This is a genomic window from Pseudonocardia sp. CA-142604 (assembly GCF_050948475.1).
GTDB classification, from domain to species: Bacteria; Actinomycetota; Actinomycetes; order Mycobacteriales; family Pseudonocardiaceae; genus Pseudonocardia; species Pseudonocardia alaniniphila.
Window position 1 is genome coordinate 9,714,472 of sequence record NZ_CP192045.1, and the last position, 22,743, is coordinate 9,737,214.

At 70.5% G+C, this 22,743-nt stretch carries 20 protein-coding genes; 7 read left to right on the top strand and 13 right to left on the bottom strand.

The window, feature by feature from the left end; translation table 11 throughout:
- Both ACQPZQ_RS44420 and ACQPZQ_RS44425 read right to left on the bottom strand, forming a co-directional pair.
- A complete protein-coding gene (locus tag ACQPZQ_RS44420) occupies positions 1-690 on the bottom strand; it encodes an HAD family hydrolase (RefSeq protein ID WP_433290461.1) in 690 nt (229 codons plus the stop codon).
- Positions 691-812: 122 nt separating this feature from the next.
- Positions 813-1,439: a TrmH family RNA methyltransferase gene (locus ACQPZQ_RS44425; protein WP_433299685.1), complete on the bottom strand. Its 627-nt coding sequence runs from the start codon at positions 1,437-1,439 to the stop codon at positions 813-815.
- 1,018 nt (positions 1,440-2,457) lie between these two features.
- Between ACQPZQ_RS44425 and ACQPZQ_RS44430 the strand changes: the two genes are divergently transcribed.
- The 3 genes from ACQPZQ_RS44430 to ACQPZQ_RS44440 all read left to right on the top strand — a co-directional run bounded on the left by ACQPZQ_RS44430 (position 2,458) and on the right by ACQPZQ_RS44440 (position 6,175).
- Positions 2,458-3,786: a ferredoxin reductase family protein gene (locus ACQPZQ_RS44430; protein ID WP_433290462.1), complete on the top strand. Its 1,329-nt coding sequence runs from the start codon at positions 2,458-2,460 to the stop codon at positions 3,784-3,786.
- 18 nt (positions 3,787-3,804) lie between these two features.
- Complete coding sequence (locus ACQPZQ_RS44435) at positions 3,805-5,007, top strand: DUF4142 domain-containing protein (protein WP_433290463.1); 1,203 nt, start codon at positions 3,805-3,807, stop codon at positions 5,005-5,007.
- Between the two features lie 121 nt (positions 5,008-5,128).
- Positions 5,129-6,175, top strand: coding sequence for a hypothetical protein (locus tag ACQPZQ_RS44440; RefSeq protein ID WP_433290464.1), 1,047 nt, complete (start codon positions 5,129-5,131; stop codon positions 6,173-6,175).
- 95 nt (positions 6,176-6,270) lie between these two features.
- Here the strand turns inward: ACQPZQ_RS44440 and pyrE are convergent, their stop codons facing one another.
- Genes pyrE through ACQPZQ_RS44455 form a run of 3 tightly spaced genes read right to left on the bottom strand, consistent with a single transcriptional unit; the run spans position 6,271 to position 8,336 of the window.
- Positions 6,271-6,840 (bottom strand): orotate phosphoribosyltransferase, encoded by a 570-nt coding sequence (gene pyrE / locus ACQPZQ_RS44445; protein ID WP_241036675.1) that lies wholly within the window; start codon positions 6,838-6,840, stop codon positions 6,271-6,273.
- Positions 6,841-6,873: 33 nt separating this feature from the next.
- Positions 6,874-7,641 (bottom strand): SDR family NAD(P)-dependent oxidoreductase, encoded by a 768-nt coding sequence (locus ACQPZQ_RS44450; RefSeq protein ID WP_433290465.1) that lies wholly within the window; start codon positions 7,639-7,641, stop codon positions 6,874-6,876.
- A 44-nt stretch (positions 7,642-7,685) separates the two neighbouring features.
- Entirely contained in the window at positions 7,686-8,336 is a 651-nt protein-coding gene (locus ACQPZQ_RS44455) for a hypothetical protein (RefSeq protein WP_433290466.1), read from the bottom strand.
- A gap of 191 nt (positions 8,337-8,527) precedes the next feature.
- Here ACQPZQ_RS44455 and ACQPZQ_RS44460 point away from each other — a divergent pair, with 191 nt between their 5' ends.
- Entirely contained in the window at positions 8,528-9,772 is a 1,245-nt protein-coding gene (locus tag ACQPZQ_RS44460; protein WP_433290467.1) for a flavin-dependent oxidoreductase, read from the top strand.
- 12 nt (positions 9,773-9,784) lie between these two features.
- On the opposite strand, the gene ACQPZQ_RS44465 is transcribed toward ACQPZQ_RS44460, so the two are convergent.
- Both ACQPZQ_RS44465 and clpB read right to left on the bottom strand, forming a co-directional pair.
- Complete coding sequence (locus ACQPZQ_RS44465) at positions 9,785-10,264, bottom strand: cupin domain-containing protein (protein WP_433290468.1); 480 nt, start codon at positions 10,262-10,264, stop codon at positions 9,785-9,787.
- Between the two features lie 177 nt (positions 10,265-10,441).
- Positions 10,442-13,054, bottom strand: coding sequence for an ATP-dependent chaperone ClpB (gene clpB, locus ACQPZQ_RS44470; RefSeq protein WP_433290469.1), 2,613 nt, complete (start codon positions 13,052-13,054; stop codon positions 10,442-10,444).
- A 125-nt stretch (positions 13,055-13,179) separates the two neighbouring features.
- On the opposite strand from clpB, the gene ACQPZQ_RS44475 reads away from it, so the two are divergent.
- The 3 genes from ACQPZQ_RS44475 to ACQPZQ_RS44485 all read left to right on the top strand — a co-directional run bounded on the left by ACQPZQ_RS44475 (position 13,180) and on the right by ACQPZQ_RS44485 (position 16,826).
- Positions 13,180-14,448, top strand: coding sequence for an AAA family ATPase (locus ACQPZQ_RS44475; RefSeq protein ID WP_433290470.1), 1,269 nt, complete (start codon positions 13,180-13,182; stop codon positions 14,446-14,448).
- On the top strand, positions 14,445-15,467 hold the full coding sequence (locus ACQPZQ_RS44480) for a tetratricopeptide repeat protein (protein WP_433290471.1): 1,023 nt from the start codon (positions 14,445-14,447) through the stop codon (positions 15,465-15,467). Before ACQPZQ_RS44475 ends, ACQPZQ_RS44480 begins: the two co-directional genes overlap by 4 nt.
- Positions 15,468-15,653: 186 nt before the next feature.
- A complete protein-coding gene (locus tag ACQPZQ_RS44485; RefSeq protein WP_433290472.1) occupies positions 15,654-16,826 on the top strand; it encodes a globin domain-containing protein in 1,173 nt (390 codons plus the stop codon).
- 76 nt (positions 16,827-16,902) lie between these two features.
- Here the strand turns inward: ACQPZQ_RS44485 and ACQPZQ_RS44490 are convergent, their stop codons facing one another.
- The 6 genes from ACQPZQ_RS44490 to ACQPZQ_RS44515 form a co-directional block, all read right to left on the bottom strand.
- The gene (locus ACQPZQ_RS44490) at positions 16,903-17,361 is read right to left on the bottom strand and encodes a heat shock protein transcriptional repressor HspR (RefSeq protein ID WP_433290473.1); all 459 of its coding nucleotides are present in this window, start codon (positions 17,359-17,361) and stop codon (positions 16,903-16,905) included.
- Positions 17,358-18,563, bottom strand: a complete 1,206-nt coding sequence (gene dnaJ, locus ACQPZQ_RS44495) for a molecular chaperone DnaJ (protein ID WP_433290474.1) — start codon at positions 18,561-18,563, stop codon at positions 17,358-17,360. Before dnaJ ends, ACQPZQ_RS44490 begins: the two co-directional genes overlap by 4 nt.
- 19 nt (positions 18,564-18,582) lie before the next feature.
- Positions 18,583-19,257 (bottom strand): nucleotide exchange factor GrpE, encoded by a 675-nt coding sequence (gene grpE / locus ACQPZQ_RS44500; RefSeq protein WP_433290475.1) that lies wholly within the window; start codon positions 19,255-19,257, stop codon positions 18,583-18,585.
- Positions 19,254-21,113: a molecular chaperone DnaK gene (gene dnaK, locus ACQPZQ_RS44505; protein WP_433299687.1), complete on the bottom strand. Its 1,860-nt coding sequence runs from the start codon at positions 21,111-21,113 to the stop codon at positions 19,254-19,256. Before dnaK ends, grpE begins: the two co-directional genes overlap by 4 nt.
- Before the next feature lie 167 nt (positions 21,114-21,280).
- Positions 21,281-21,709, bottom strand: a complete 429-nt coding sequence (locus ACQPZQ_RS44510) for a hypothetical protein (protein ID WP_433290476.1) — start codon at positions 21,707-21,709, stop codon at positions 21,281-21,283.
- A 37-nt stretch (positions 21,710-21,746) separates the two neighbouring features.
- Positions 21,747-22,739, bottom strand: a complete 993-nt coding sequence (locus ACQPZQ_RS44515; RefSeq protein WP_433290477.1) for a C40 family peptidase — start codon at positions 22,737-22,739, stop codon at positions 21,747-21,749.
- Positions 22,740-22,743 lie beyond the last annotated feature (4 nt).

Sequence of the window (22,743 nt, forward strand, 5' to 3'; positions counted from 1 at the left end):
TCAGAAGTGCTCGACCAGTTCGGTGAACCGCTGCAGGTGCAGCACACCATGGTCGTCGAGGTCAAGCTCGTCGTGCTCGAGCACCCAGGTGTACCGGTTCGGGATGAACACCGCCCCGAGGCCTGCCGCACGGGCCGGGAGGATGTCCGACCGTGGCGAGTTCCCGATCATCCACGTGGTGGCCGGGACGAGCCCCTGCTCGGCAACGAGCTCGCGGTACGTCGTCTCCCGCTTCTCGGCCACGATGTGCACGCTGCGGAAGTGGTGCGCAAGGTTGGACGCGTCGATCTTGCGCTGCTGCTCGGCGTGATCGCCCTTGGTGAGCAGGCGGAGGTCATGGCGCTCGCCGAGCTCGGCGAGCGTCTCGGCCACCCCCGGCACGAGCTCGACCTCGTGGTTGACCAGGGCGCCTGCGAGCTCCTCGATCCGGCGCGCCTCGGCCGTCGTGGCGGGGCGTTCGTTGAGCCGCTGGAAGGTGTCGCCGAGGCTGCGCAGGAAGCTTGCGCTGCCGTACCCGTGGACGACGACGTTGGCCCGCTCCACCTCGTCCAGCACCGCGCGGGTGGCCGCCCGGTCGAGGGTGGGGTGTGCCAGCCAGTCGAGGTACGCATCGATCACCCGCTCGAAGAGGACGTTGTTCTCCCACAACGTGTCGTCGGCGTCGAACACGAGCGTCTGGCGGCTGGTCACGGGCGGAGTCTAGGTACCTCAGGACCGATCTCCAGCCGGGTTTTCGACCGGGTTCGTGGCGAGCGCGCAGTGGGTCCGCCGGCACGATGAACCAGTGCGCGTTCGTCGTCTGCCGGGCTCGTTCACCACGCGTCCGACAGGTCCGCGTGCCGGCGGATCCAGGCGTGCATAGCGATGCCAGCGGCCACGCCCGCGTTGATCGAACGGGTGCTGCCGAACTGGGCGATCGACACCGTCATCGCGGCGGCCGCGTGCGCCTCACCGGTCACCCCGGGGCCTTCCTGGCCGAACAACAGCAGGCAGTTGCGCGGCAGGTCCGCGGTCTCGAGCCGCTGCGCGCCGGGCGTGTTGTCCACGGCGACCACGACGAGCCCGTGCTCCGTCGCGAACGTCATCAGGCCGGCGACGTCGTCGTGGTGGTGCACCTGCAGGTAGCGGTCGGTCACCATCGCGCCGCGGCGGTTCCAGCGCCGCCGCCCGACGATGTGCACGCCCGCCGCGCCGAACGCATTGGCGGTACGCACCACCGTGCCGATGTTGTGGTCGTGGCCGAAGTTCTCGATCGCCACGTGGAACGGATGCGCGCGCCGGGCGAGTTCGGCGGCCACGGCTTCACGGCGCCAGTAGCGATAGGCATCGGCGACGTTGCGCGCGTCGCCGTGTTCGAGCAGGTCGGGGTCGTAGCGCTCGCCCTGTGGCCAGGCCGTCCGGCCGCCCGGCCACGGCCCGACGCCGACCTGTCCCGGCACCTGCCACTCGCTGGGCCCGCCGCCGACCTCGGCATCGTCACCGGCAACCTCCCCCCGATAGTCGCCCGCTTCCTCCGCCCGCGTCGCCCGCTCCCCGCTCCCGCGCGAGTCGCCCGAAACCCGGCCCCGAGCCGGCTGCTCCCAGCCTTCCCGCGAGTCGCCTGCTTCCTCCGGCTGAGCCGCCCGGCCGCCACCCCCGTGCGAGCTGCCCGCGTCCTCCGCCGGAGTCGCCCGGCCGCCCCCCGCGCGCGAGTGGCCCTCATCCCGAGCGTGAGTCGCCCGCTCCTCACCCCCACGCGAGCCGCTCGAATCCCGCGCCGAAGTCGCCCGGCCGCCGCCCTCCCGCGAGTGGCCCTCGTCCCGAGCGTGAGGTGTCCGTTCGGAGTCGACGAGCCGCCCGTCCCGCGTCGCTGCGCTCCGGCGTGCTGGTGCGGGCCCGTCCTCGGCCGGCTCCGTCTCGTCCTTGCTCATGACCGAATTCTCCCGCGCTCCGCCCGTGCCCGGGTTCGGCCGTTGCTCGTTGTGCCGGAGGGCAACGATTGCGTCGCGAACACTGCGCCGGGGGCGGGCTGCTCGTAGTGTGCGAACGGGCGGCTCGCGCACCGGGGCACGGGTCGCCCCCACTGATCCACACGACGGCGCGCCCAGAAGTCGGGCGACTCTCGAACTGAATACGGGCGACTCGCGTGTTTGTGGGGGAGCCGTCAGCGGTGCGAGGAACGGGCGACTCGCCGGGTTCGGCTGCTGGCGGTTGGGGCGAGATCCGTCCGTCGTGCCGGTGGTCCCGTTCGTCCTCGACGTCCGTCCTCGTGCGGTGGGCCGCCAGCGGCGAGTGGCGAACGGCGGTTTGCGCGGCGAGATCGCAGCCGGACCTGAGGGTGTTACGCGGCATTCGGCCCCAAGTACTAGGACATTCGGAGCAATACCGCGACCACTCGTCGCGCCAGCAGCCGCTTCCGGCCCACTGCGTTCTCAGCTTCGCAACCTGGACCTGAGGCTGCCTCCTACCGTCCCGCCCATGGATCAACGGATGGTGCGCACGGCGTGGCTGAGCGTCTTCGGCCTCATCGTCGTCGCGCCCTCCCTCATGTGGCTCGCGATCGCACCCAACGAGCCGCTGTGGGATCACCTCTCCGTCGTGACCGGGTTGCTGGCGCTCTCCGCGCTGGTTTCGGCGGCGGTCCTGCCGTCCCGGCTCCGGTCTCTGAACCGTGCGTTCGGCATCGAGAGCGTGATCGACATCCATCGGTTCCTCGGCGTGGTCACGGCGACGCTGGTATTCGTCCATCTCGCCTGCGTCGTCGCCGCGAACCCGGCCAACGTCGCGCTGCTGAACTTCGAGACGGCCCCTGCCCGGGCACGTGCCGCGGTCGGGGCGACCGTCGCACTCGCCGCTCTCGTCGCGCTCGTCGCCCTGAAGGGGCGGACGGGGCTTCGCTACGAGCTGTGGCGGTGGCTCCACGTTGCGCTGGCAGTCGTGGTGATCACGTTGTCGGCGTTGCACGTGTGGTGGCTCGACCACCTCGTGGCCATGCCGGCGACCGGCACCGTCTTCGGACTGCTCGCGGCCATCGTGGTCGGGATCTTCGGTTACCGCTGGGCATGGCGCCCGATGTTCGACACGTCCACCGAGTTCCTGGTCCGGGAAGTGCGCCGCGAGAACTCGACGGTGAGCACGCTCGTGCTGGAGCCTCGGCGCCAACGGCACGGTCCGCCGGTGAACTCTTGGGCCTTCGCGCCCGGCCAGTTCGCCTGGATCCGGCTGGACCGGTCGGTGACCGCCGAGGAGCACCCCTTCACGATCGCCTCCAGCGCGCACATGGACACCACCGAGTTCACGATCCGCCACGCCGGGGACTTCACCCGCGCGTTGCGCCGCCTCCCGCCGGGCTCCCCGGTCTGGGTGGACGGCCCGCACGGCGCCTTCACCAACGACGTCGGCGCGGGGGCCGGCTTCGTGATGATCGCCGGCGGCGTCGGGATCACGCCGATGATGAGCATGCTCCGCACGGCCGCGCACCGGGGGGATCCGCGGCCGTACCGGCTGGTCGTCGTGGCCAGCTCACCGGAAGACCTGCTGTTCCGCGACGAGCTCGCGGAGCTGCGGTTCCACCTCGATCTCGTGGTCACCGAGGTGCTGCGCCGTCCGCACGACGGCTGGGACGGCTACACCGGCGACATCGGTGCCGGCCTGCTCTCGATGGTGCTTCCGGAAGGGCAGCACCCCGACGATCTCGACTTCTTCATCTGTGGCCCGCCCGCGTTGGTCACGGACGCCTTGAGCGCTCTCGACACCCTCGGTGTGGCACCGGCCCGCGTGCACACCGAACAGTTCGACTTCGTGTGAACCATCAGGAAGGCTCCGATGCTCCGCAGTATCCCCCGCTTGCTTCGCCGCGCCGTGATCGTCGCCGTGATCCTCGCCGTGTCCGCATCGGTGTACCAATCGTGGGCCGCCGGGACTCCCGGCACCGGCGGCTGGACCCAGACCCAGTGGGGACCGTTGGGACCGGCCGACCGTGACCTGCTCGTCAAGGTGAGGCTCGCCGGCCTCTGGGAAGGACCGACGGGTCAGCAGGCGGAGACGCAGGCGAGCTCCCCCGAGGTGCAGGAAGCCGGACGGAAGATCTCCGAGGAACACGCCAACCTCGACGCGGAGGTCCGTAAGGCCGCCAACCAGCTCGGCGTGCTGCTGCCGAGCAGCCCCAGCGACCAGCAGGTCGGCTGGATGAACGAGATCTCGCGGCAGACGGGCTCGGACTACGACCGCGTGTTCGTCCAGCGGCTGCGCGACGCGCACGGCACCGTGCTGCCGATCATCGCTCAGGTGCGGGCCACCACGCGTAACGAGCTGGTGCGTCAGTTCGCCGAGACGGCCAACGCGTTCGTCAGCCGGCACATCGGATATCTCGAGGGCACGGGTCTGGTGGACTACGCGGCGCTCCCGGAGGCATCGCCGGGCCTGCTCTCCGGTGGTACCCAGACCAGCGACCTCATCGTGCCGATTCTGGTGTTCGTCGCCGCGCTCCTCGCGGCCATCGCCGCGTTCGCCGCCGTGCGCAGCCGTAACGCCGCGAAACGGAGCAGGGTCACCGTGCCGCAGCGCAGCCCGGCACCCGCCGCGGCGCCCCTCCCCGAACTCACGCCCGTCGCGGCGATCGCAGGCCCCCGCTTCTCCCACCTGGAGTCGCCCGTCGGCGCCGGACTCGACGCAGGCACCTCGACCTACTCCACCACCGGATCGACCCGCAGCGTCTCGGACACGGGCCCCCACCGCACCGTCACCGAAACCGGGTCGCATCGGTGGGTCTCCGACAGCGGGTCCCGCCGGGCGGTGTCCGACACCGGTTCCTACCGCACGGTCTCCGACACCGGATCCCACCGCACGGTTTCCGAGACCGGTTCACACCGGGCCGTCTCCGACACGGGGTCCCACCGGACCGTCTCCGATACCGGATCGCAGCGCGCTGTGTCCGGCACCGGATCCCACCGCGCCGTGTCCGACAGCGGATCCCATCGCAGCGGCGGCCGTTCCAAGTCCGCCAAGTCCCGCCATTCCCGGCGCTAGCTCAACGCTCCCAAGCCGCCGGATCCCAGCCGGAGTGGCCACTCGGCTCTCCGGTTCCCCGCTCCCCGACCCCGAACGGAGCTTCATGTCCCCGTCCAGAAGCGAACGACACCGGAGCACGGTGCGTAAGCTCGCGATCTCTGCGGCCGCCCTGGTGGTGACCGTCCTTCCCACCGCCTGCGACTACGCATACGCGTCCTCGGGCAACAGCAGCGTGTCGACCCCGGCAGGCGGATCGGGTCACAGCGGCCACAGCGCCGAAGGCGGCCAGAACCACGGCGGCAACCCGGGGCAGGCCCCCGATGACAACAATTCAGAAGGTTCCGGCGACAACAACGGCGGAAACGGCGGCCAAGACGGCGACAACAACGGCGACAGCGGCCAGAACGAGAACGGCCAAGGCGGAAACAACAACGGCGACAACGGCCAGGGCGACAACGGCCAAGGCGGCGACAACAACGGCAATGACAACGGCGGCGACAACAACGGCGGCGGCGGTAACGGGCAGGGCGACAACGGGCAGGGCAACAACGGGCAGGGCAACAACGGGCAGGGCAACAACGGGCAGGACGACAACGGCCAGGGCGACAACGGCGACGAGCAGCCGCCCGCCGAGAACAACGGGCTCGACGTGCTGGGCAGGGACTGCACGGAGAGCAAGCTCCAGCCCCACGACGGCTTCCAGCTCGCCCCGCGCTGTGTGAGCACGGCGTTCGGCGAGGTGGCGTCGGAGGACAAGAGCCCGTCGCTGCTCATCACGGACTCACCCCGCAGCGTCCGCGCGAACGAGAAGTTCACGATCTCCGTGAGCACCCGCAACCTGGTGCGCGACCGGTTCCTCGGTGCCGCAGCGGGTGGCTACTACCTCGAGAGCTCCTTCCTCAACGAGGACGGCCTGCAGCGCGGGCACTTCCACACCGCCTGCCGGATGCTCGAGACCACCGACACCGCGCCGGACGCTGCGCCCGCGCCGGAGTTCTTCCTCGCCACGCAGGACAATGGTGGTGGCGCCGAGCCCGACACCGTGAAGATCACCGTGACGGGGATGCCGACCGCCGGCACCGCCCAGTGCGCGGTGTGGGCAGGTGACGGCTCCCACCGCATCCCGATGATGCAGCGGGCCGACCAGACTCCCGCCTTCGACGCGGTGCGCATCACGGTGGAGTAACCCCACCAGAGCCGTCGCACGGAACGCGTGTGGCTGTGCCGGGCGAACCCCGGCCGGCCACACGCGTTCCGGTCGTACGGGGGGTACGCGGAGGGCTAGCCCAGGCCGAGATCGGCCAGCCCGAGCAGCGCTCGATACGGAATTCCTTCGTCCTCGATCACCTGGCGCGCGCCGGTGTCCCGATCCACCACGGTGGCGACACCGACGACGGTGGCTCCGGCATCACGTACCGCCCGCACCGCGGTGAGCACGGACGCCCCGGTCGTCGAGGTGTCCTCCACGACGAGAACGTTGCGCCCGGCGATGTCCGGTCCCTCGATGAGGCGCTGCATGCCGTGCTGCTTGGTGTCCTTCCGCACGACGAACGCGTCGACGGGCGGGGTATCGGGCAGCGCCGCCCGCTCGGCCGCCGCGGCGTGCAGAACGGCATCGGCCACCGGGTCGGCGCCGAGGGTCAGGCCGCCGACGGCCGAGTACTCCCAGTCGGCGGTGAGCACCCGTAGGAGCCTGCCGACCAGCGGCGCAGCCCGGTGTTCGAGGGTGGCCCGTCGCAGATCGACGTAGTAGTCGGCCTCGGCGCCCGAGGACAGAGTGACGCGGCCGTGCACCACGCCAAGCTCGCGGATCAGGGCCGCCAGCTCCTCCCGCTCGGTGTCTGGGTTCATGCCGTCATCCTTCACAAGCGCCGGAGGGGACGATCACTTGCGGTCCCGCTGGGCGAAGTTGACCAGTCGCCGGACCAACGGCCGGGGCAACAGATCCACCACGGCAGCGACGACCTTGTACTGCGGGCTCGGTACCGACACGACCTTTCCCCTCGCAAGATCCGCCAGACACTCCTCGACCACGCGGTCCGCGTCGAGCCAGAACGGGCCCTTCCGGCCGCCGACGTCCAGTCCGGCGCGCTCGTGGAACTCCGTGCGGACATAGCCGGGACAGAGCGCGATCGCGCGCACGCCGGTGGCGGCGACCTTGGCCGCCACCGCCTCGGTGAAGGCCGTGACCCACGCCTTGTCCGCGCTGTACTGCGAGTTGCCGGGCAGGAACCCGCTGATGCTCGACACGTTGATCACGGCACCGCGGCTTCTGTCGATCATGCCGGGCAAGGCCGCGACGGTCAGCTCGAGCACGGCCGCCACGTTGACCTCGAGCTGGCTTCGCAAGGCCGAGCTGTCCACGTCGAGCAGGCCACCGGTCGTGTAGCCGGCGTTGTTGATCAGCAGGTCGACGGGTGCGGCATCCGCGCTCGACAGCCGCGCCGCAACCCGGGCGCGCTCTTCCTCGACGGACAGATCCGCGGGCAGCACCTCGACGGCGACACCGGCAGCCCGGTACCCGACCGCGGCGGCCTCCAGGCGTTCGCGGTTCCGCGCCACGAGTACGAGGTCCCGGCCGTCACGTGCCAGGCGGGATGCGAATGCGGCGCCGATGCCAGAAGTGGCTCCGGTGATGAGCGCGATGGGCACGGACGGAGCCTACTGAGGCGCCACCCTGACGGCGTCGCGGCAGGTCAGCGCCGCTTGACCCGGAGAGACTGCTCGAGCACCGCGGCCACCTCGGCGAGGTCGGCGAGCAGCTCCTGCACGCGTTCCGAGCTGGACCCCAGCGGAGCGGTGGCGAGCACCCAGGACTCCTCCGCCCACAACAGCTCGACGTCGTCGCCGACGAGGTCGCTGGCCTTCGCCAGGCGGGGCGTGATGAGGTGCCGCACGACGTCGGGGTCGGAGACGAACGCGTACCGCTCGCCGACGGGCTCCAGCAGGTCGAGGCCGGCATCGTCGGGAAGCGGGGCCGACGGGAGCCGCAGTTCCACGGCTGCGGGCAGCTGTTCTTGCACCTGCACCGCCACCAGCACGGAGTTGAGCCGGCCTGCCTGCTCGTGGTCGAACACGTAGGCGTGCCGCGGTCCCTCGGGGGTGGGCACGTCACCACTCATCAGGTTGCGGGCCACCCCGGGCCCACCCTGGTGGATCGTCCCGTAGCGCCACCGGCTCGGCAGCACGGGATCGGTGTCGAGGTACTCCCAGTCGTGCGTGGCAGCCCAACGTTTCCGGTCCTTGGCGCCGCCCGGCACACCCCGACGGTCGGCGAACACCAGGCCGGCGCCGAGCACCAAGGCGATCACGGCGATGACGAACCACACCGTCGGTGAGAGTCCCACGGCCGGAGCCTAGACCGATGGTCCTCGATCTGCGCGGACGCCCGATCACCTGATGTCGCCGGTACAGCCTCCTGGGTGAACGGACGCGGGGTGCCATCCACCGACTCGTTGGTGGCGATCCGAGTCGGACAGATGTGTGACGGGCCTCTCTGGTCCATCCTGGGCTGATCGATACGACGGGGGGAACCGTCATGCGGGTCATCATCGTGGGAGCGGGCATAGGGGGCCTCACCACCGCTCTACGGCTGCACCATGAAGGCATCGACTGCACGGTCTACGACCAGAGCGAGCACATCCGCCCGCTCGGAGTCGGCATCAACGCGTTGCCGCACGCGGTGAAGGAGCTGGCCGCGCTCGGGCTCCTCGACCGGCTGGACGAGGCGGGGATCCGGATCAGGGAGCTGTCGTACCACCATCGGCTAGGGCAGGAGATTCTCCGTAGACCGTGCGGCACGGCGGCCGGGTTCGCGTTTCCGCAGCTCTCCTACCATCGGGGCAGGCTGCAGGGCGTGCTGCTGCGGGCGGTGCTGGAGCGTCTGGGTCCCGACGCGGTGCGGACCGGCCACCGGTTGGTCGGGTTCGAACAGGACGCCGACGGGGTGAGTGCGCAGTTCGTCGATCTCAGCGGAGAGACGTTGGGAATGGTCCGGGGCGACGTGCTCGTGGGCGCCGACGGGATCCACTCGGCACTGCGCGCCAGCCTCTTCCCCGACGAGGGCCCGCCCCGCTGGAACGGCGTGCTGATGTGGCGAGGAGCCACGGATTGGCCGGAGTTCGGCACCGGACGCTCGATGATCATCGCCGGCGGCATTGCGGCGAAGCTGGTGATCTACCCGATCGCGGAGGGGCGGAGCCCCGGCACGAACCTCACCAACTGGGCGGTCTGCGTGCTGACCGGCCAGGAAGGCGACCCACCGCCCCGTCGTCAGGACTGGTCGCGTTCCGCCGACCTGGACGAGTTCGCGGGGCATCTCGATCGATTCCACGTTCCGCACGTCGACCACAGAGGTCTCATCCGCGCGACGCCGGAGCGCTTCGAGTTCCCGATGTGCGATCGGGACCCCCTGCCCTACTGGACCAGTGGCCGGGTGACGCTCCTGGGCGATGCCGCCCACCCGATGTATCCGATGGGCTCCAACGGAGCCGGCCAGGCGATCCTCGACGCCACGAGCATCAGCAGCCACCTCGCCGAGCACGCCGACCCCGTCCGCGCGCTGAAGGCGTACGAGGACGACCGCCTACCCACCACGAGCGAGGTGGTGCTGCGCAACCGGGTGGGCGGGCCGGAGGTCGTGATCGACGAGGTCGAACGCCGGGCTCCCCGTGGGTTCTCCCGGCTCGAGGACGTGATCACCTCTGAGGAGATCGACGCCGTGGTCAGCGGGTACGCCCGGGCATCCGGGTCGTCGAGCGAGCAGGTGAACCGCCCGTCGTGACCGCGGGGAGCCTCAGGCGCCCTCGACCGAACCAGGCGGCAGGAAGTCCACGTCGTGCTGCGCGGAGAGCCGCACGACCTCGGCGGGGTCCTCGAGGTTGTGCAGGTTGTCGAACAGCGCAGCGAGACGCCCGGCGGGGCTGACCCAGAAGAGCCCTCGGGTCGGCACCTCGCCGCGGTTGTAGTACGCGTGCGGGAGGTTCCTCGGCATCCGCACGGTGTCGCCAGGGCCTGCGGTCTCCCACTGGCCGTCGAGGTAGAGCGTGAACACTCCCTCGAGCACGTAGATGTGCTCGTCCTGGGTGGGATGCACGTGTGGGGGCACGCCGGTGCCGGGCGGGTCGTAGGTCTCGAAGGCGAAGCTCGACTCGCTCGCGGCCTTCATCGAGTAGGTGTGGCCGAGCACGTTCCACACCTTCTTGTTCATGCCCTCGCTCGCAAGCGTGATGCCCTTGGGCAGCGGGCCGAGCACGATCTCCTCGCCGGCGGTCATGTCCCCTCCTGGTCGTGATCTCGGTGTCTGCGTCCATTCGATGTCACAGCAGATCCGTACCGCGCGCAAGGCACGAGCCCACGATGGCGAGATCTCGGGGGCACCACGGCGGGAAGGGTGCTGGTCCGGCCCACATGTGACCGACCCGGCACCCTCCCCGTTCGTCAGGCGACTGGATCAGATCGTTGCGGGCATCGCCCGGCCGACGATCAGACCACCCATGCCACCGCTCGCCATGGGGTCGAGGTCGACGCGCACGGTGTCGCCCTCGCGGATGTCGCCGGACAGCAACTCCTTCGCGAGCGCGTCGCCGATCGCCGACTGCACGAGCCGCCGCAGCGGCCGCGCCCCGTAGACGGGGTCGAAACCGTTCATGGCCAGCCACTCGCGGCCCGCATCGGAGACCTCCAGCGTGAGCCGCCGCTTCGCCAGCCGGCGACGCAGGACGTCGAGCTGGATGTCGACGATGTGCGTGAGCTCCTCCGTGGACAGCGCGTGGAACACCACGACGTCGTCGAGCCGGTTGAGGAACTCCGGCTTGAAGTGTCGCTGCACGATCGCCATCACGGCATCCTTGCGGCCCCGATCGTCGAGCGACGGGTCGGAGATCGCCTGCGTGCCCAGGTTGGACGTGAGCACGAGGATCGTGTTGCGGAAGTCGACCGTGCGGCCCTGGCCGTCGGTCAGGCGGCCGTCGTCGAGCACCTGGAGCAGCGTGTCGAAGACGTCCGGGTGCGCCTTCTCGACCTCGTCGAACAGCACCACCGTGTACGGACGGCGCCGCACGGCCTCCGTGAGCTGGCCACCCTGGTCATAGCCCACGTAGCCGGGCGGGGCACCGACGAGCCGGGCGACGCTGTGCTTCTCCGAGTACTCGCTCATGTCGATGCGGACCATCGCCCGCTCGTCGTCGAACAGGAACTCGGCGAGCGCCTTCGCCAGCTCGGTCTTGCCCACGCCGGTGGGGCCGAGGAACAGGAACGACCCGGTGGGCCGGTTCTCGTCGGCGATCCCCGCCCGCGCCCGGCGCACGGCGTCGGACACAGCGCGCACGGCCTCGGACTGCCCGACCACCCGCTTGCTGAGCTCGTCCTCCATGCGCAGCAGCTTGGCCGTCTCGCCCTCGAGCATGCGGCCCGCGGGGATACCGGTCCACGCGGAGACGACGTCGGCCACGTCGTCCGGGCCGACCTCCTCCTTCAGCATCACGTCGGCATCGGGGGCCGTGACGTCCGTGGCCTCCTCCAACCTCTTCTCCAGCGCCGGGATGCGCCCGTAGCGCAACTCAGCCGCCTTGCCGAGGTCGCCGTCGCGCTCGGCGCGCTCCGACTCTCCACGCAGCCCCTCGAGCTGCTCCTTCAGTTCGCGGACGCTCTCGATCGCGCCCTTCTCGTTCTGCCACCGGGCGGTGAGGGCGGACAGCTCCTCGCGCTTCTCCGCCAGCTCGGCACGCAGCGCGTCGAGCCGGTCGCGGGAGGCGGGGTCGTCCTCCTTCTCCAGCGCCATCTCCTCGATCTCCAGCCGACGCACGGCTCGCTCGACCGTGTCGATCTCCACGGGACGGGAGTCGATCTCCATGCGAAGTCGCGACGCAGCCTCGTCGACGAGGTCGATCGCCTTGTCGGGGAGGAACCGGGCGGTGATGTACCGGTCGGACAGCGTGGCAGCGGCCACCAGAGCGGCGTCGGTGATCCGGACGCCGTGGTGCACCTCGTAGCGCTCCTTGAGCCCGCGCAGGATGCCGATGGTGTCCTCGACGCTGGGCTCGCCCACCAGTACCTGCTGGAAACGGCGCTCCAGCGCAGGGTCCTTCTCGATGCGCTGCCGGTACTCGTCCAGCGTGGTGGCGCCGACCATCCGCAGCTCACCGCGGGCCAGCATCGGCTTGATCATGTTGCCGGCATCCATCGCGCCCTCGCCGGTGGCACCCGCACCGACGATCGTGTGGAGCTCGTCGATGAACGTGATGACCTGGCCCGCCGAGTCGGTGATCTCCTTCAGGACGGCCTTCAGCCGCTCCTCGAACTCACCGCGGTACTTCGCGCCGGCGACCATCGACCCGAGGTCGAGCGCCACGACACGCTTGCCGCGCAGCGACTCCGGGACGTCGCCCGCCACGATCCGCTGGGCGAGCCCCTCGACGATCGCCGTCTTGCCGACGCCGGGCTCACCGATGAGCACCGGGTTGTTCTTGGTGCGCCGCGACAGAACCTGCACGACGCGGCGGATCTCGGTGTCGCGCCCGATCACCGGGTCGAGCTCGCCCTTGCGGGCCCGCTCGGTGAGGTCGACGCCGTACTTCTCCAGGGCCTGGTAGGTGCCCTCGGGGTCGGGGCTCGTCACCCGCGAGCTGCCGCGGACCTTGCTGAACGCCTCGCGCAGCGCCTCCGGCGTGGCTCCGTGGCGGCGCAGCAGGTCGGCGACCTGGCTATGCGCCGATGCGAGCCCGAACAGCAGGTGCTCGGTGGAGACGTACTCGTCGCCCATCTCCGTGGCTAGTTGCTGGGCAGCGGTGATCGCCGCGATGGCATCGCGGGACAGCTGCGGGGCGCTCACCGTGGCACCTGCCGCCGAGGGCAGGCGGTTGCCGAGCTGCGCGAGCTCACCCCGCACGGCCGCCGGATCAGCACCCACCGCCGTGAGCAGCGGCACCGCGATCCCGTCACCCTGGGCGAGCAGAGCTCCCAACAGGTGCGTCGGGCCGACATCGGGGTTGCCGGCGAGCGCAGCAGCCTGCACGGCGGCCGAGATGGCCTGCTGCGCCTTGGTGGTGGGGTTGAAAGAGTCCATCCCCTGTACCTCCTGCATCGTCGCCTGGGCACCATCGTGCCCGTCGCTTGGAAGAACGTAAGGAAAGTTGAGTCTGTTCCGCTCAAGGCAAAGCCAGGCCCCTGTCTCGGCGATACTTCCGGCCGATGTCTGACGATGTTCTCCTGACCAGCCTGCTCACGGCGGTGACCACCGCCCCTGACGACGTTCCGCTCCGGCTGCATGTGGCCGGGCTGCTGGCCGAAAGAGGCCGGAGCACGGAGGCCCTGCAGCACTGCATCCAGGTGCTGGCCCGCGACGCGTCCAACACCGACGCAATGGGCCTCCTGCAACGTCTGACCAGCGGGCTCACAGCGCCCCCCGCCCCGGAGGTGGCCGCCGCGCCCGCGCCTGCCGAGCCGGCTCCCGCAGCGCCGCCGGCTCCCGACAGAACGGGGCAGCACCGGCTGCAAGGCTACGACTGGACGCACGCCGAGGAGGAGGTCGCCGGCACCCCGGAGCCGGTGCTCGCCCACGGCGAGTCGTCACCGGTCGTCGAGGACATCGAGCAGCCCGGCATCCGGCTGGCCGACGTGGGCGGCATGGAGGACGTCAAGCAGCGCCTGGAGCTCGCCTTCCTCGGACCCATGCGCAACCCGGAGCTCGCCAAGGCCTTCGGCAAGACCCTCACGGGCGGCCTGCTCCTGTATGGACCTCCCGGCTGCGGAAAGACGTTCATCGCCCGTGCTGTCGCGGGCGAGCTCGGGGCGAACTTCTTCACCGTCGGCGTCTCCGACGTCCTCGATATGTACACCGGTCAGAGCGAGCGCAACATGGCCCGGATCTTCGCCGAGGCCCGGCGCCGCGCTCCGTGCGTGCTGTTCTTCGACGAGCTCGACGCCCTCGGCCAGAAGCGCTCGCAACTCAGCCACGCCAACAGCATGCGTAACACGGTCAACCAGATGCTGAGCGAGATGGACTCCCTGGGCGGGAACAACGACGGCGTCTTCACCCTCGGTGCCACCAACCACCCGTGGGACGTCGACAGCGCCCTGCGCCGCCCCGGCCGGTTCGACCGCATGGTGCTCGTCCTGCCGCCGGACGCCCCGGCGCGCGCCGCGATCCTGCGCTACCACCTGCGCGACCGCCCGGTGGCCGAGGTCGACCTCGACCGGATCGTCCGGCTCACCGAACACTTCTCCGGGGCCGACGTCGCGCACGTCTGCACCACGGCAGCCGAGCGGGCCCTCGCCCTGTCGATGCAGATCGGCCGGCTGCACGCGCTGACCACGAAGGACCTGGAGGCGGCCGTGAAGGAGGTCCGGCCGAGCACCGGAGCGTGGTTCGCCACGGCCCGCAACGTCGTCGCGTTCTCCAACTCCGACGGCGACTACGACGACCTCTCGGCCTACCTACGGAAGCACAAGAAGCTGTGACGACCGCGTTCCACCGCGTGGAACAGCTGCGCCTCCTCGGCCGGCTCGACGACGCCGAACGGGCCGCGCGCGAGGCGCTCGCCGCCTCCCCGAACGATCCCGGGCTGCTCCTGGGGCTGGCGGCCGTGCTGTACGAGTCCGGGCAGCTCGTCGACGGGCTGGCCGCGGCCGAAGCAGCGTCGGCCGCCGCTCCGGAGTTCGACCGGCCGCACGTGCTGCGGGCCGCGCTCCTCTCCGGACTCGGCAGGCACGACGAGGCCGTCGAGGCCGCGTATCGGGCCGTGACACTCGCCCCGGAGGAGACCCCGGGCGCCACGATGTACGCCGAGGTGCTGAAGCGGGCCGGGCGCCTGCCCGAGGCAGCACAGGCCGCCGGGCGGGTCGTGGAGCTCGCTCCGAACTCCCCGGCGTCGCATTTCCTGCTCGCCGACGTCACCAGCGATCTCGGGGACAAGGAGACGGCCCGCCAGGCCTACGAGGAGGTGCTCCGGCTCGATCCGCAGCATGCCGTGGCCAGGCACGACCTGGCCGTCCTCGACGCCAGAGGGCACCGCCCCGCGCAGGCTCTGCGCGGGCTCATCGACGCCGGCATGCTCGCGCCGGGGATGCCCAAGGTCATGCAGACCATCACTGCGGTGCTCTGGCAGTTGTCCTGGCGGCTGCGGATGCTGCTCGCGGTGGCCACCGTGGCCGTGATCGTCTCCAGCGGAGAGGATCCGCTCGACTCGACGTGGTCGGGCCGCATCGCCGCAGCCGTGACCTTGGTGATCGCGGGCGGACTGACGTGGTGGACCGTCCGATACCTCCCCAAGCAGACCAGGCCCGTGGTCCGTGCGGCGCTGCAGGGGGACGGGCCGCTGCGCCTCACGTACGCCGCCGTCGCCGCGTGCGTGCTGCTCCTCGTCGTCGTCCTGATCACCGGGGTCGGGGTGTTCGCTGCGCTGGTGTGGCTGGTGCTGGGCCTGCTGGGTGGCCTGGCGATCGTCGTGAGAACGGTGCGCCGCTTGCGCCACGGCTGACCCCGCGCCTGCCTGCGGACCGCCGGTTCGCCGAACGGTCGGCGGTGGGGACGAGGCATTTCTGCCACCACACGATCTGGTCCAGGCACGGAGGGTCTCCAAGGCGCTCTCGGAGCGTTAGGCTGCCCCGGCCAGGGACGCCCCTCCCTCGCCCCCCGATCATCGAGCAGGAAGAGTCGGCCATCCATGACCGCTGAACAGTTGCTCGCTGCCGACCTCCCCAGCGTCGGCGCGCCCCGCAGCGAGCAGTCCGGAATGGTCGAGCTGATCCGTTCCAGCTTCGCGGTGGTCGAGCCGCACATGGACGACCTCGGGCGGTACTTCTACGCCACGCTGTTCCAGATCGCCCCGCAGACCCGCGACCTCTTCCCGGTCAACATGGAGGTGCAGCGCAGCCGCCTGCTGCGGGCGCTCGTGCACGTCGTCCAGATGGTCGACCAGCCCGACGACCTCACGCCCTTCCTCGAGCAGCTCGGACGCGACCACCGCAAGTTCGGGGTGCTCGCCCAGCACTACGACGCGGTCGGGGCGTCGCTGCTCGGCACCATCAGCCACCACTCCGGCGCTGCATGGACGCCGGAGGTCCAGAAGGCCTGGTCCGAGGCCTACGCGATCGTCGCCGCCGCCATGATCAGTGCCGCACAGGCCGACCGCGGCCCCGCGTCCTGGCTCGGGCGGGTGGTGGACCACCGACGCGTCGGATGGGACCTCGCGGTGATCACGGTGCAGACCAGCGAGGCGATCCCGTACCGGGCGGGCCAGTACCTGAGTGTGGAGACGCCCCAGCGGCCACGCCTGTGGCGCTACCTGTCCCCGGCCAACGCCCCGAGGAGCGACGGCACCCTGGAGTTCCACGTCCGCGCCGTCGACGGCGGGTGGGTGAGCCGGGCGATCGTCGCCCACTCCCGGATCGGCGACACCTGGCGGATCGGGCCGCCGATGGGCCGCATGCACGTCGAAGCCGGCACGGGACGCGAGCTTCTGATGGTCACCGGCGGCACCGGCATGGCTCCGATCAAGGCCCTCCTCGAGGACCTGGCCACGCGCGAGGAGCAGCCCCGCACCCAGGTGTTCGTGGGCGGCCGCACCTGGGACGACCTGTACGACTTCCCCAGCCTGCGGCGGCTCTCCTACAGCAACACCTGGCTCGACATCATCCCCGTCGTCGAGAAGGACGAGGGCGGCTCGGGCGCCGAGCGGGGCACCCTGGCCGACGTCGTCACGCGCTACGGGGCGTGGGCCGACCACGACGTGCTGGTCTGTGGGTCACCGGCCATGATCCGCTCCACGGTGTCGCGAATGCTGGTGGCGGGCACACCGCTCGACCGCATCCGGTACGACCCGTTCACGATGGACTGACCAAGCCACCACGCACACGTCTTGGCCACCGCGCACACGTCAGGACGTCTGTGCGGTGGCCAAGAGGTACGTGCGGTCAGCTCTGCTTCTCTTCGCGGCGCGGTTTCGGCCGCCACACCACCAAGGCCTGGCGTCGGTCCACCGGCACCAGGTCCCGCCGGTACGAGGCGTGCACGCTCGCTGCCGCCTGCTCCGCCGCGGCGTGGGCGGCCATCAGCTCGTGTGTCAGCTCGTCCAGCCGGGCGCGCAGCTCGTCGACGAGCTGCTCCAGCTCGATGATCCGCTTGATGCCCGCGAGGTTCACGCCCTCCTCCTGGGAGAGCCGCTGGACCTCGCGGAGCAGGGCGATGTCACGAACGGAGTAGCGCCGCCCGCCGCCAGGCGACCGACCGGGGCTCACGAGTCCCAGCCGGTCGTAGCTGCGCAGCGTCTGGGCGTGCAGCCCGGCCAGCTCCGCCGCCACCGAGATGACGAAGATGGGGCTGTCCGGGTTGGCGCCCGGCGGTAGCGCCGGGCCGCCGGGGATGGTGCTCATGACCCGCCCCCGAGCAGATCTGCGCGCGGGTCGAACGACTTGGTGGCCTCGGCGTAAGCCTGCAACGCCTCGGTGGCACCGTCGTCGAGCGAGCTCGGCACGGCCACCTCGACCGTGACGAGCAGGTCACCGGTCTTTCCGCTCTTCCGCTTCACACCTCGCCCGCGGACCCGGAACGTGCGCCCGCTCGAGGTGCCCGGGGGAATCCTGAGCGACACGGTGGAGTCCAGTGTGGGCACGGTCAGCGTGCTGCCGAGCGCCACCTCGGGGTAGGTGACCGGCACCGTCAGCGTCAGGTCGTCGTTGTTGCGCTCCGACCGTCCGAAGAGCCGGTGGGGGCTGACGTGCACCTTCACGTACAGGTCACCGGCCGGTGCACCACCCCGGCCCGGCTCGCCCTGCCCCTTGAGCCGGATCTGCTGCCCGTCGGCCACACCGGCCGGAACCCGGACGGTGAGCAGGCGGGTGCGGGTGCTGACGCCGTCGCCCCCGCACTCGGGGCACGGGTCGTCGATGATCCGGCCGGTGCCGCGGCAGTCGCGGCACGGCTCGGAGAACGCGAACGCGCCCTGGCTGCGGCTGACCAGGCCGACGCCACCACAGGTGGGGCACTGCCGCGGCGTGCTGCCCGGCCGGGCACCAGTGCCGCCGCACCGCTCACACCGGCCCGGCGACGACAGCCGCAGCTGCACCTCCGCACCGCGGACGGCGTCGATGAAGTCGATACGCAGCTCGCTCTCGACGTCGGCACCACGCTGCGCCCGAGGGCCCGTGGTGGTGGTGCCGGCCCCGCCGCGGTTTCCGAAGATCCCACCGAGGATGTCGCCGAGCCCGCCTGCCCCGCCCGCGCCGGGTGACCCGGCACCGGCCCGGCCGAACAGGTCGTTCAGGTCGAAGCCCTGGCCTGCCGCGCCGCCGCCGAAGCCGCCGGGGAAGCCCCCGCCGGCTCCGTAGCCGCCGCCACCGGCGAAGAGCGCACGCGTCTCGTCGTACTCACGGCGCTTCTTCTCGTCGGACAGCACCCCGTACGCCTCGGACACGGTCTTGAACCGCGCCTCGGCGTTGGCGTCACCCGGATTGGCGTCCGGGTGGAGCTCACGCGCAAGCTTCCGGTACGCCTTCTTGATGTCGTCCGCGGACGCGCCGGAGGTGACGCCCAGCTCGCGGTAGAAGTCCTTCTCGATCCAGTCGCGCTGGGTCACTCCGCCTCCTTCGCGTCTTTCAGAGCCCCTCAGCGGGGCCGGGTTCAGTTGTGGTGGTCAGCGGAGGCTGGGTGGTGCCGTCGTCAGGGCGGTCGGTGACCGCCACCATCGCGGGCCGCAGTACGCGGTCGGCGATGCGGTAGCCGGGGCGGAGAACCGCCGAGACCACCGTGACCGTCGGTCCGCCGGACCCGCCCCCCTCGTGCTGCACGGCCTCGTGGACCGACGGGTCGAAGGGCTCGCCCTCCAGCCCGAACGGCTCCAGGCCGAACTTCTGCACGACGGCGACGAGCTTGTCGGCAACCGCCTTGAACGGACCGGTGAGATCGCCGTGCGCCTCGGCGCGGTCCAGGTCGTCGAGCACGGTGAGCAGTTCGGAGACGAACTGCACGCGCGCGCCGACGAGCACACTCTCGCGATCGCGGTCGACACGCCGCCGGTAGTTGGCGTACTCCGCGCTGACCCGCTGCAGGTCGGCGGTGCGCTCGGCAACCTGGGCGGCGAGCTCCGCGGCCGCGAGGACGTCGGCCGCGCTGTCCGGTGCCGGCGCCTCCGGGGCGGTCCCGGCCGACTCCTCGGCCGGGACGCGAACCTCACCGGTCGCCGGGTCGATCCGGCGCCGGTTCCGGACCACGACCCGCTCGCCCTCTGCGCCGTTCTCGCTGCGCTCGTTGCGGTGGTCGCGTTCGGTCACTTCTTGTCCTTGTCCTCGTCGACGATCTCGGCGTCCACGACGTCGTCGTCGGCGCTGTTGCTGCCCTGGGCCTGGCCGCCGTCGGCGCCCGGAGTGGCGGCACCATCGGCACCCGGCTGCTGGTACAGCGCGGCGCCCATCTTCTGGGACTCGGTGGCGAGCTTCTCCATCGACGACTTGATCGCGTCGGTGTCGGTGCCCTTCAGCGCGGCCTGCGCCTCACCGAGAGCGGCGTTGACGCTGTCCTTGACGTCGGACGGAAGCTTCTCGTCGTTCTCCTTGACGAACTTCTCCGTCTGGTAGACGAGCGACTCGGCCTGGTTGCGGACCTCGGCCTCCTCGCGGCGCTTCTTGTCCTCCTCGGCGTGCTGCTCGGCCTCGCGCATCATCCGGTCGATCTCGTCCTTGCCCAGGGCGGAACCACCGGTGATCGTCATGGCCTGGCTCTTGCCGGTGCCCAGGTCCTTCGCCGACACGTTGACGATGCCGTTGGCGTCGATGTCGAAGGACACCTCGATCTGCGGCACGCCACGCGGGGCCGGCGGGAGGCCCGTCAGCTCGAACATGCCGAGCTTCTTGTTGTAGGACGCGATCTCGCGCTCGCCCTGGAACACCTGGATCTGCACGGACGGCTGGTTGTCGTCGGCCGTCGTGAAGATCTCCGACCGCTTGGTGGGGATCGTGGTGTTGCGCTCGATGAGCTTGGTCATCACGCCACCCTTGGTCTCGATGCCCAGGGACAGCGGGGTGACGTCGAGCAGCAGGACGTCCTTGACCTCACCGCGCAGCACACCGGCCTGCAGGGCGGCGCCGACGGCGACGACCTCGTCCGGGTTGACGCCCTTGTTGGGCTCCTTGCCGCCGGTGAGCTCCTTCACCAGCTCGGTGACGGCCGGCATGCGGGTGGAACCACCCACGAGCACGACGTGGTCGATGTCGCCGACGGAGATGCCGGCGTCCTTCACGACCTGGTTGAACGGCGCACGGGTGCGGTCGAGCAGGTCGGAGGTGATGCGCTGGAACTCGGCCCGCGACAGAGTCTCGTCGAGGAACAGCGGGTTCTTGTCGGCGTCGACCGTGATGTAGGGCAGGTTGATCGTGGCCGTCGACTGGCTCGACAGCTCGATCTTGGCCTTCTCAGCGGCCTCACGCAGCCGCTGCATCGCCATCTTGTCCTTGGTCAGGTCGATGCCCTGGCTGTTCTTGAACTTGTCGACGAGCCAGGTGATGATCCGCTCGTCCCAGTCGTCGCCACCGAGGTGGTTGTCGCCGTTGGTGGCCTTCACCTCGACGACGCCCTCGCCGATCTCCAGCAGCGAGACGTCGAACGTGCCGCCACCCAGGTCGAAGACCAGGATGGTCTGCTCCTTCTCGCCCTTGTCGAGCCCGTAGGCCAGAGCGGCAGCGGTGGGCTCGTTGACGATCCGCAGGACGTTGAGGCCCGCGATCTGGCCGGCCTCCTTGGTGGCCTGGCGCTGCGCGTCCTCGAAGTATGCGGGGACGGTGATCACCGCGTCGGTGATCGTCTCGCCCAGGTACGACTCGGCGTCGCGCTTGAGCTTCTGCAGCACGCGCGCGCTGATCTCCTGTGCGGAGTACTTCTTGCCGTCGATGTCCGGCGTTGACCAGTTGGTGCCGATGTGACGCTTGACCGACCGGATCGTCCGGTCGACGTTCGTCACGGCCTGGTTCTTCGCCGACTGCCCGACGAGCACCTCGCCATTGCGGGCGAAAGCGACCACGGACGGAGTGGTCCGGGCACCTTCCGAGTTGGCGATGACCGTCGGCTCGCCACCTTCGAGGACGGCGACGACGGAGTTGGTGGTCCCGAGGTCGATGCCGACCGCACGAGCCATGGTGATTGCCTCCGAGTAGCTTGAGTTCGGTTCGCTCAAGTCTTCCACGGTACCGACCGGGCCTGCGATGCACCCTTGAGTCGGTCCCGCTCAACTTGCTCGTTCCCTCCAACGCAGTTCCCGGCGCGGGTGTTCCCGCTCCATCGCGCGGAGGCGACCGGCAGCTCCTACAGGGCCTCGGCGGGGCGCGGTTCGATCCGGCCGGCAGAGGCCGGGGGCAGCGGATCGGTGACCGGTGCGAGCACGCGGTGGTCCTCCGGATCGGGCACCACCTGGTCTGCGCTGTCGCGGTACTCCAGCTCCCCGTCCGGGCCGAGGTCGGCCACGTAGCCCGCGGCCGCGAGCTGCTCCTCGTCGAGATCGACCAGCCGCTCCCAGCGGCTCGCCACGACGAGGTAGTCGGGCCACGGCAGGTCCCCGTAGGCGTCGTGCAGATCGGCGAGCAGCCCCACGAACACCTGCTGCCACCGCAACGGCATCGACTGGGCGAGCGAACGCGGAACCACCAGGTAGTCCTCGTTGGCGCCACGGGCAGGCAGATCGAGGTAGTCCTGCAGCGGGGTCGTGGATGCCGGTACGGAGGGTTCGGGTGGCATTGCTACTCCTGCTCTTACGGGGACGCCGGTCAGGACCCTAAGCGCGGTTCGGTGACGTGCCCGGGCGAGTGGCCAGCGGCACGAGCTCCGAATAGTTCCACGGCACGGGCTGCACCCGCACGGATTGCCCGGTGTAGGGCGCCTCCACCATCTGCCCGTTGCCCATGTACAGCATCACGTGATGGATGGTGGACGGGTCGGACGGATCGGAGGCGTAGAAGAGCAGATCCCCCGGCTGCGCCTGCGAGACGGGGACGTGACCGCCCGCGTAGAACTGCTGTCGCGACACCCTCGGAAGGTTGATCCCGGCCGACTGGAAGGCACGCAGCATCAGGCCGGAGCAGTCGTACGTGTTGGGCCCGGTGGCGCCCCACACGTAGGGCTTCCCGACCTCGTCGAGGGCGAAGGCGATCGCCGCCCCGGCTGCCCCCTGGGGGAGCGTCGCCGTCTGCCCGCACCCGGCCGGATCGCTCACGTCGGCCAATTGCTGGACGAGATCGGAGGCCAGGCCCTCCCACTTGGCGTACGCGTCGGGGAAGGCCGAGCGCTGCACGATCTGCGCCGCCACCGTCACCGGCATGTCGGCCCACCCGGGCACGGCGAGGAGCCGCTGGATGAAGATCGTGGTGCTGTACACGGGGTCGGTGACCTGGCTCGGCGCCCCCCACCCCTGCGAGGGCCGCTGCTGGAAGAGCCCGAGCGAGTCCCGGTCGCCGTAGTTGATGTTGCGCAGGGTGGACTCCTGCATCGCCGTGGCGAGCGCGACGAGCCAGGCCCGTGGCGGGGCGCCCATGTTCCGGGCGGTCTGGATGATGATCGCGGCGTTGCGCCGCTGCTCGTCGCTCAGGTTGCTCGCCCGGATTCCGGAGCCGCCCCCGACGAGCCCGGCGTCACAGGGCCCGAACGACTGCGAGCGGCCTGCCCCGCTCCCCGCGCTGAACAGGACGAACCCGACTCCGAGGAACAACCCCAATGCGGCCGCAATCGCGACGAACGGGATGAGAAGCCGCAGCGGCCGGAGCAGGTTCATCGCC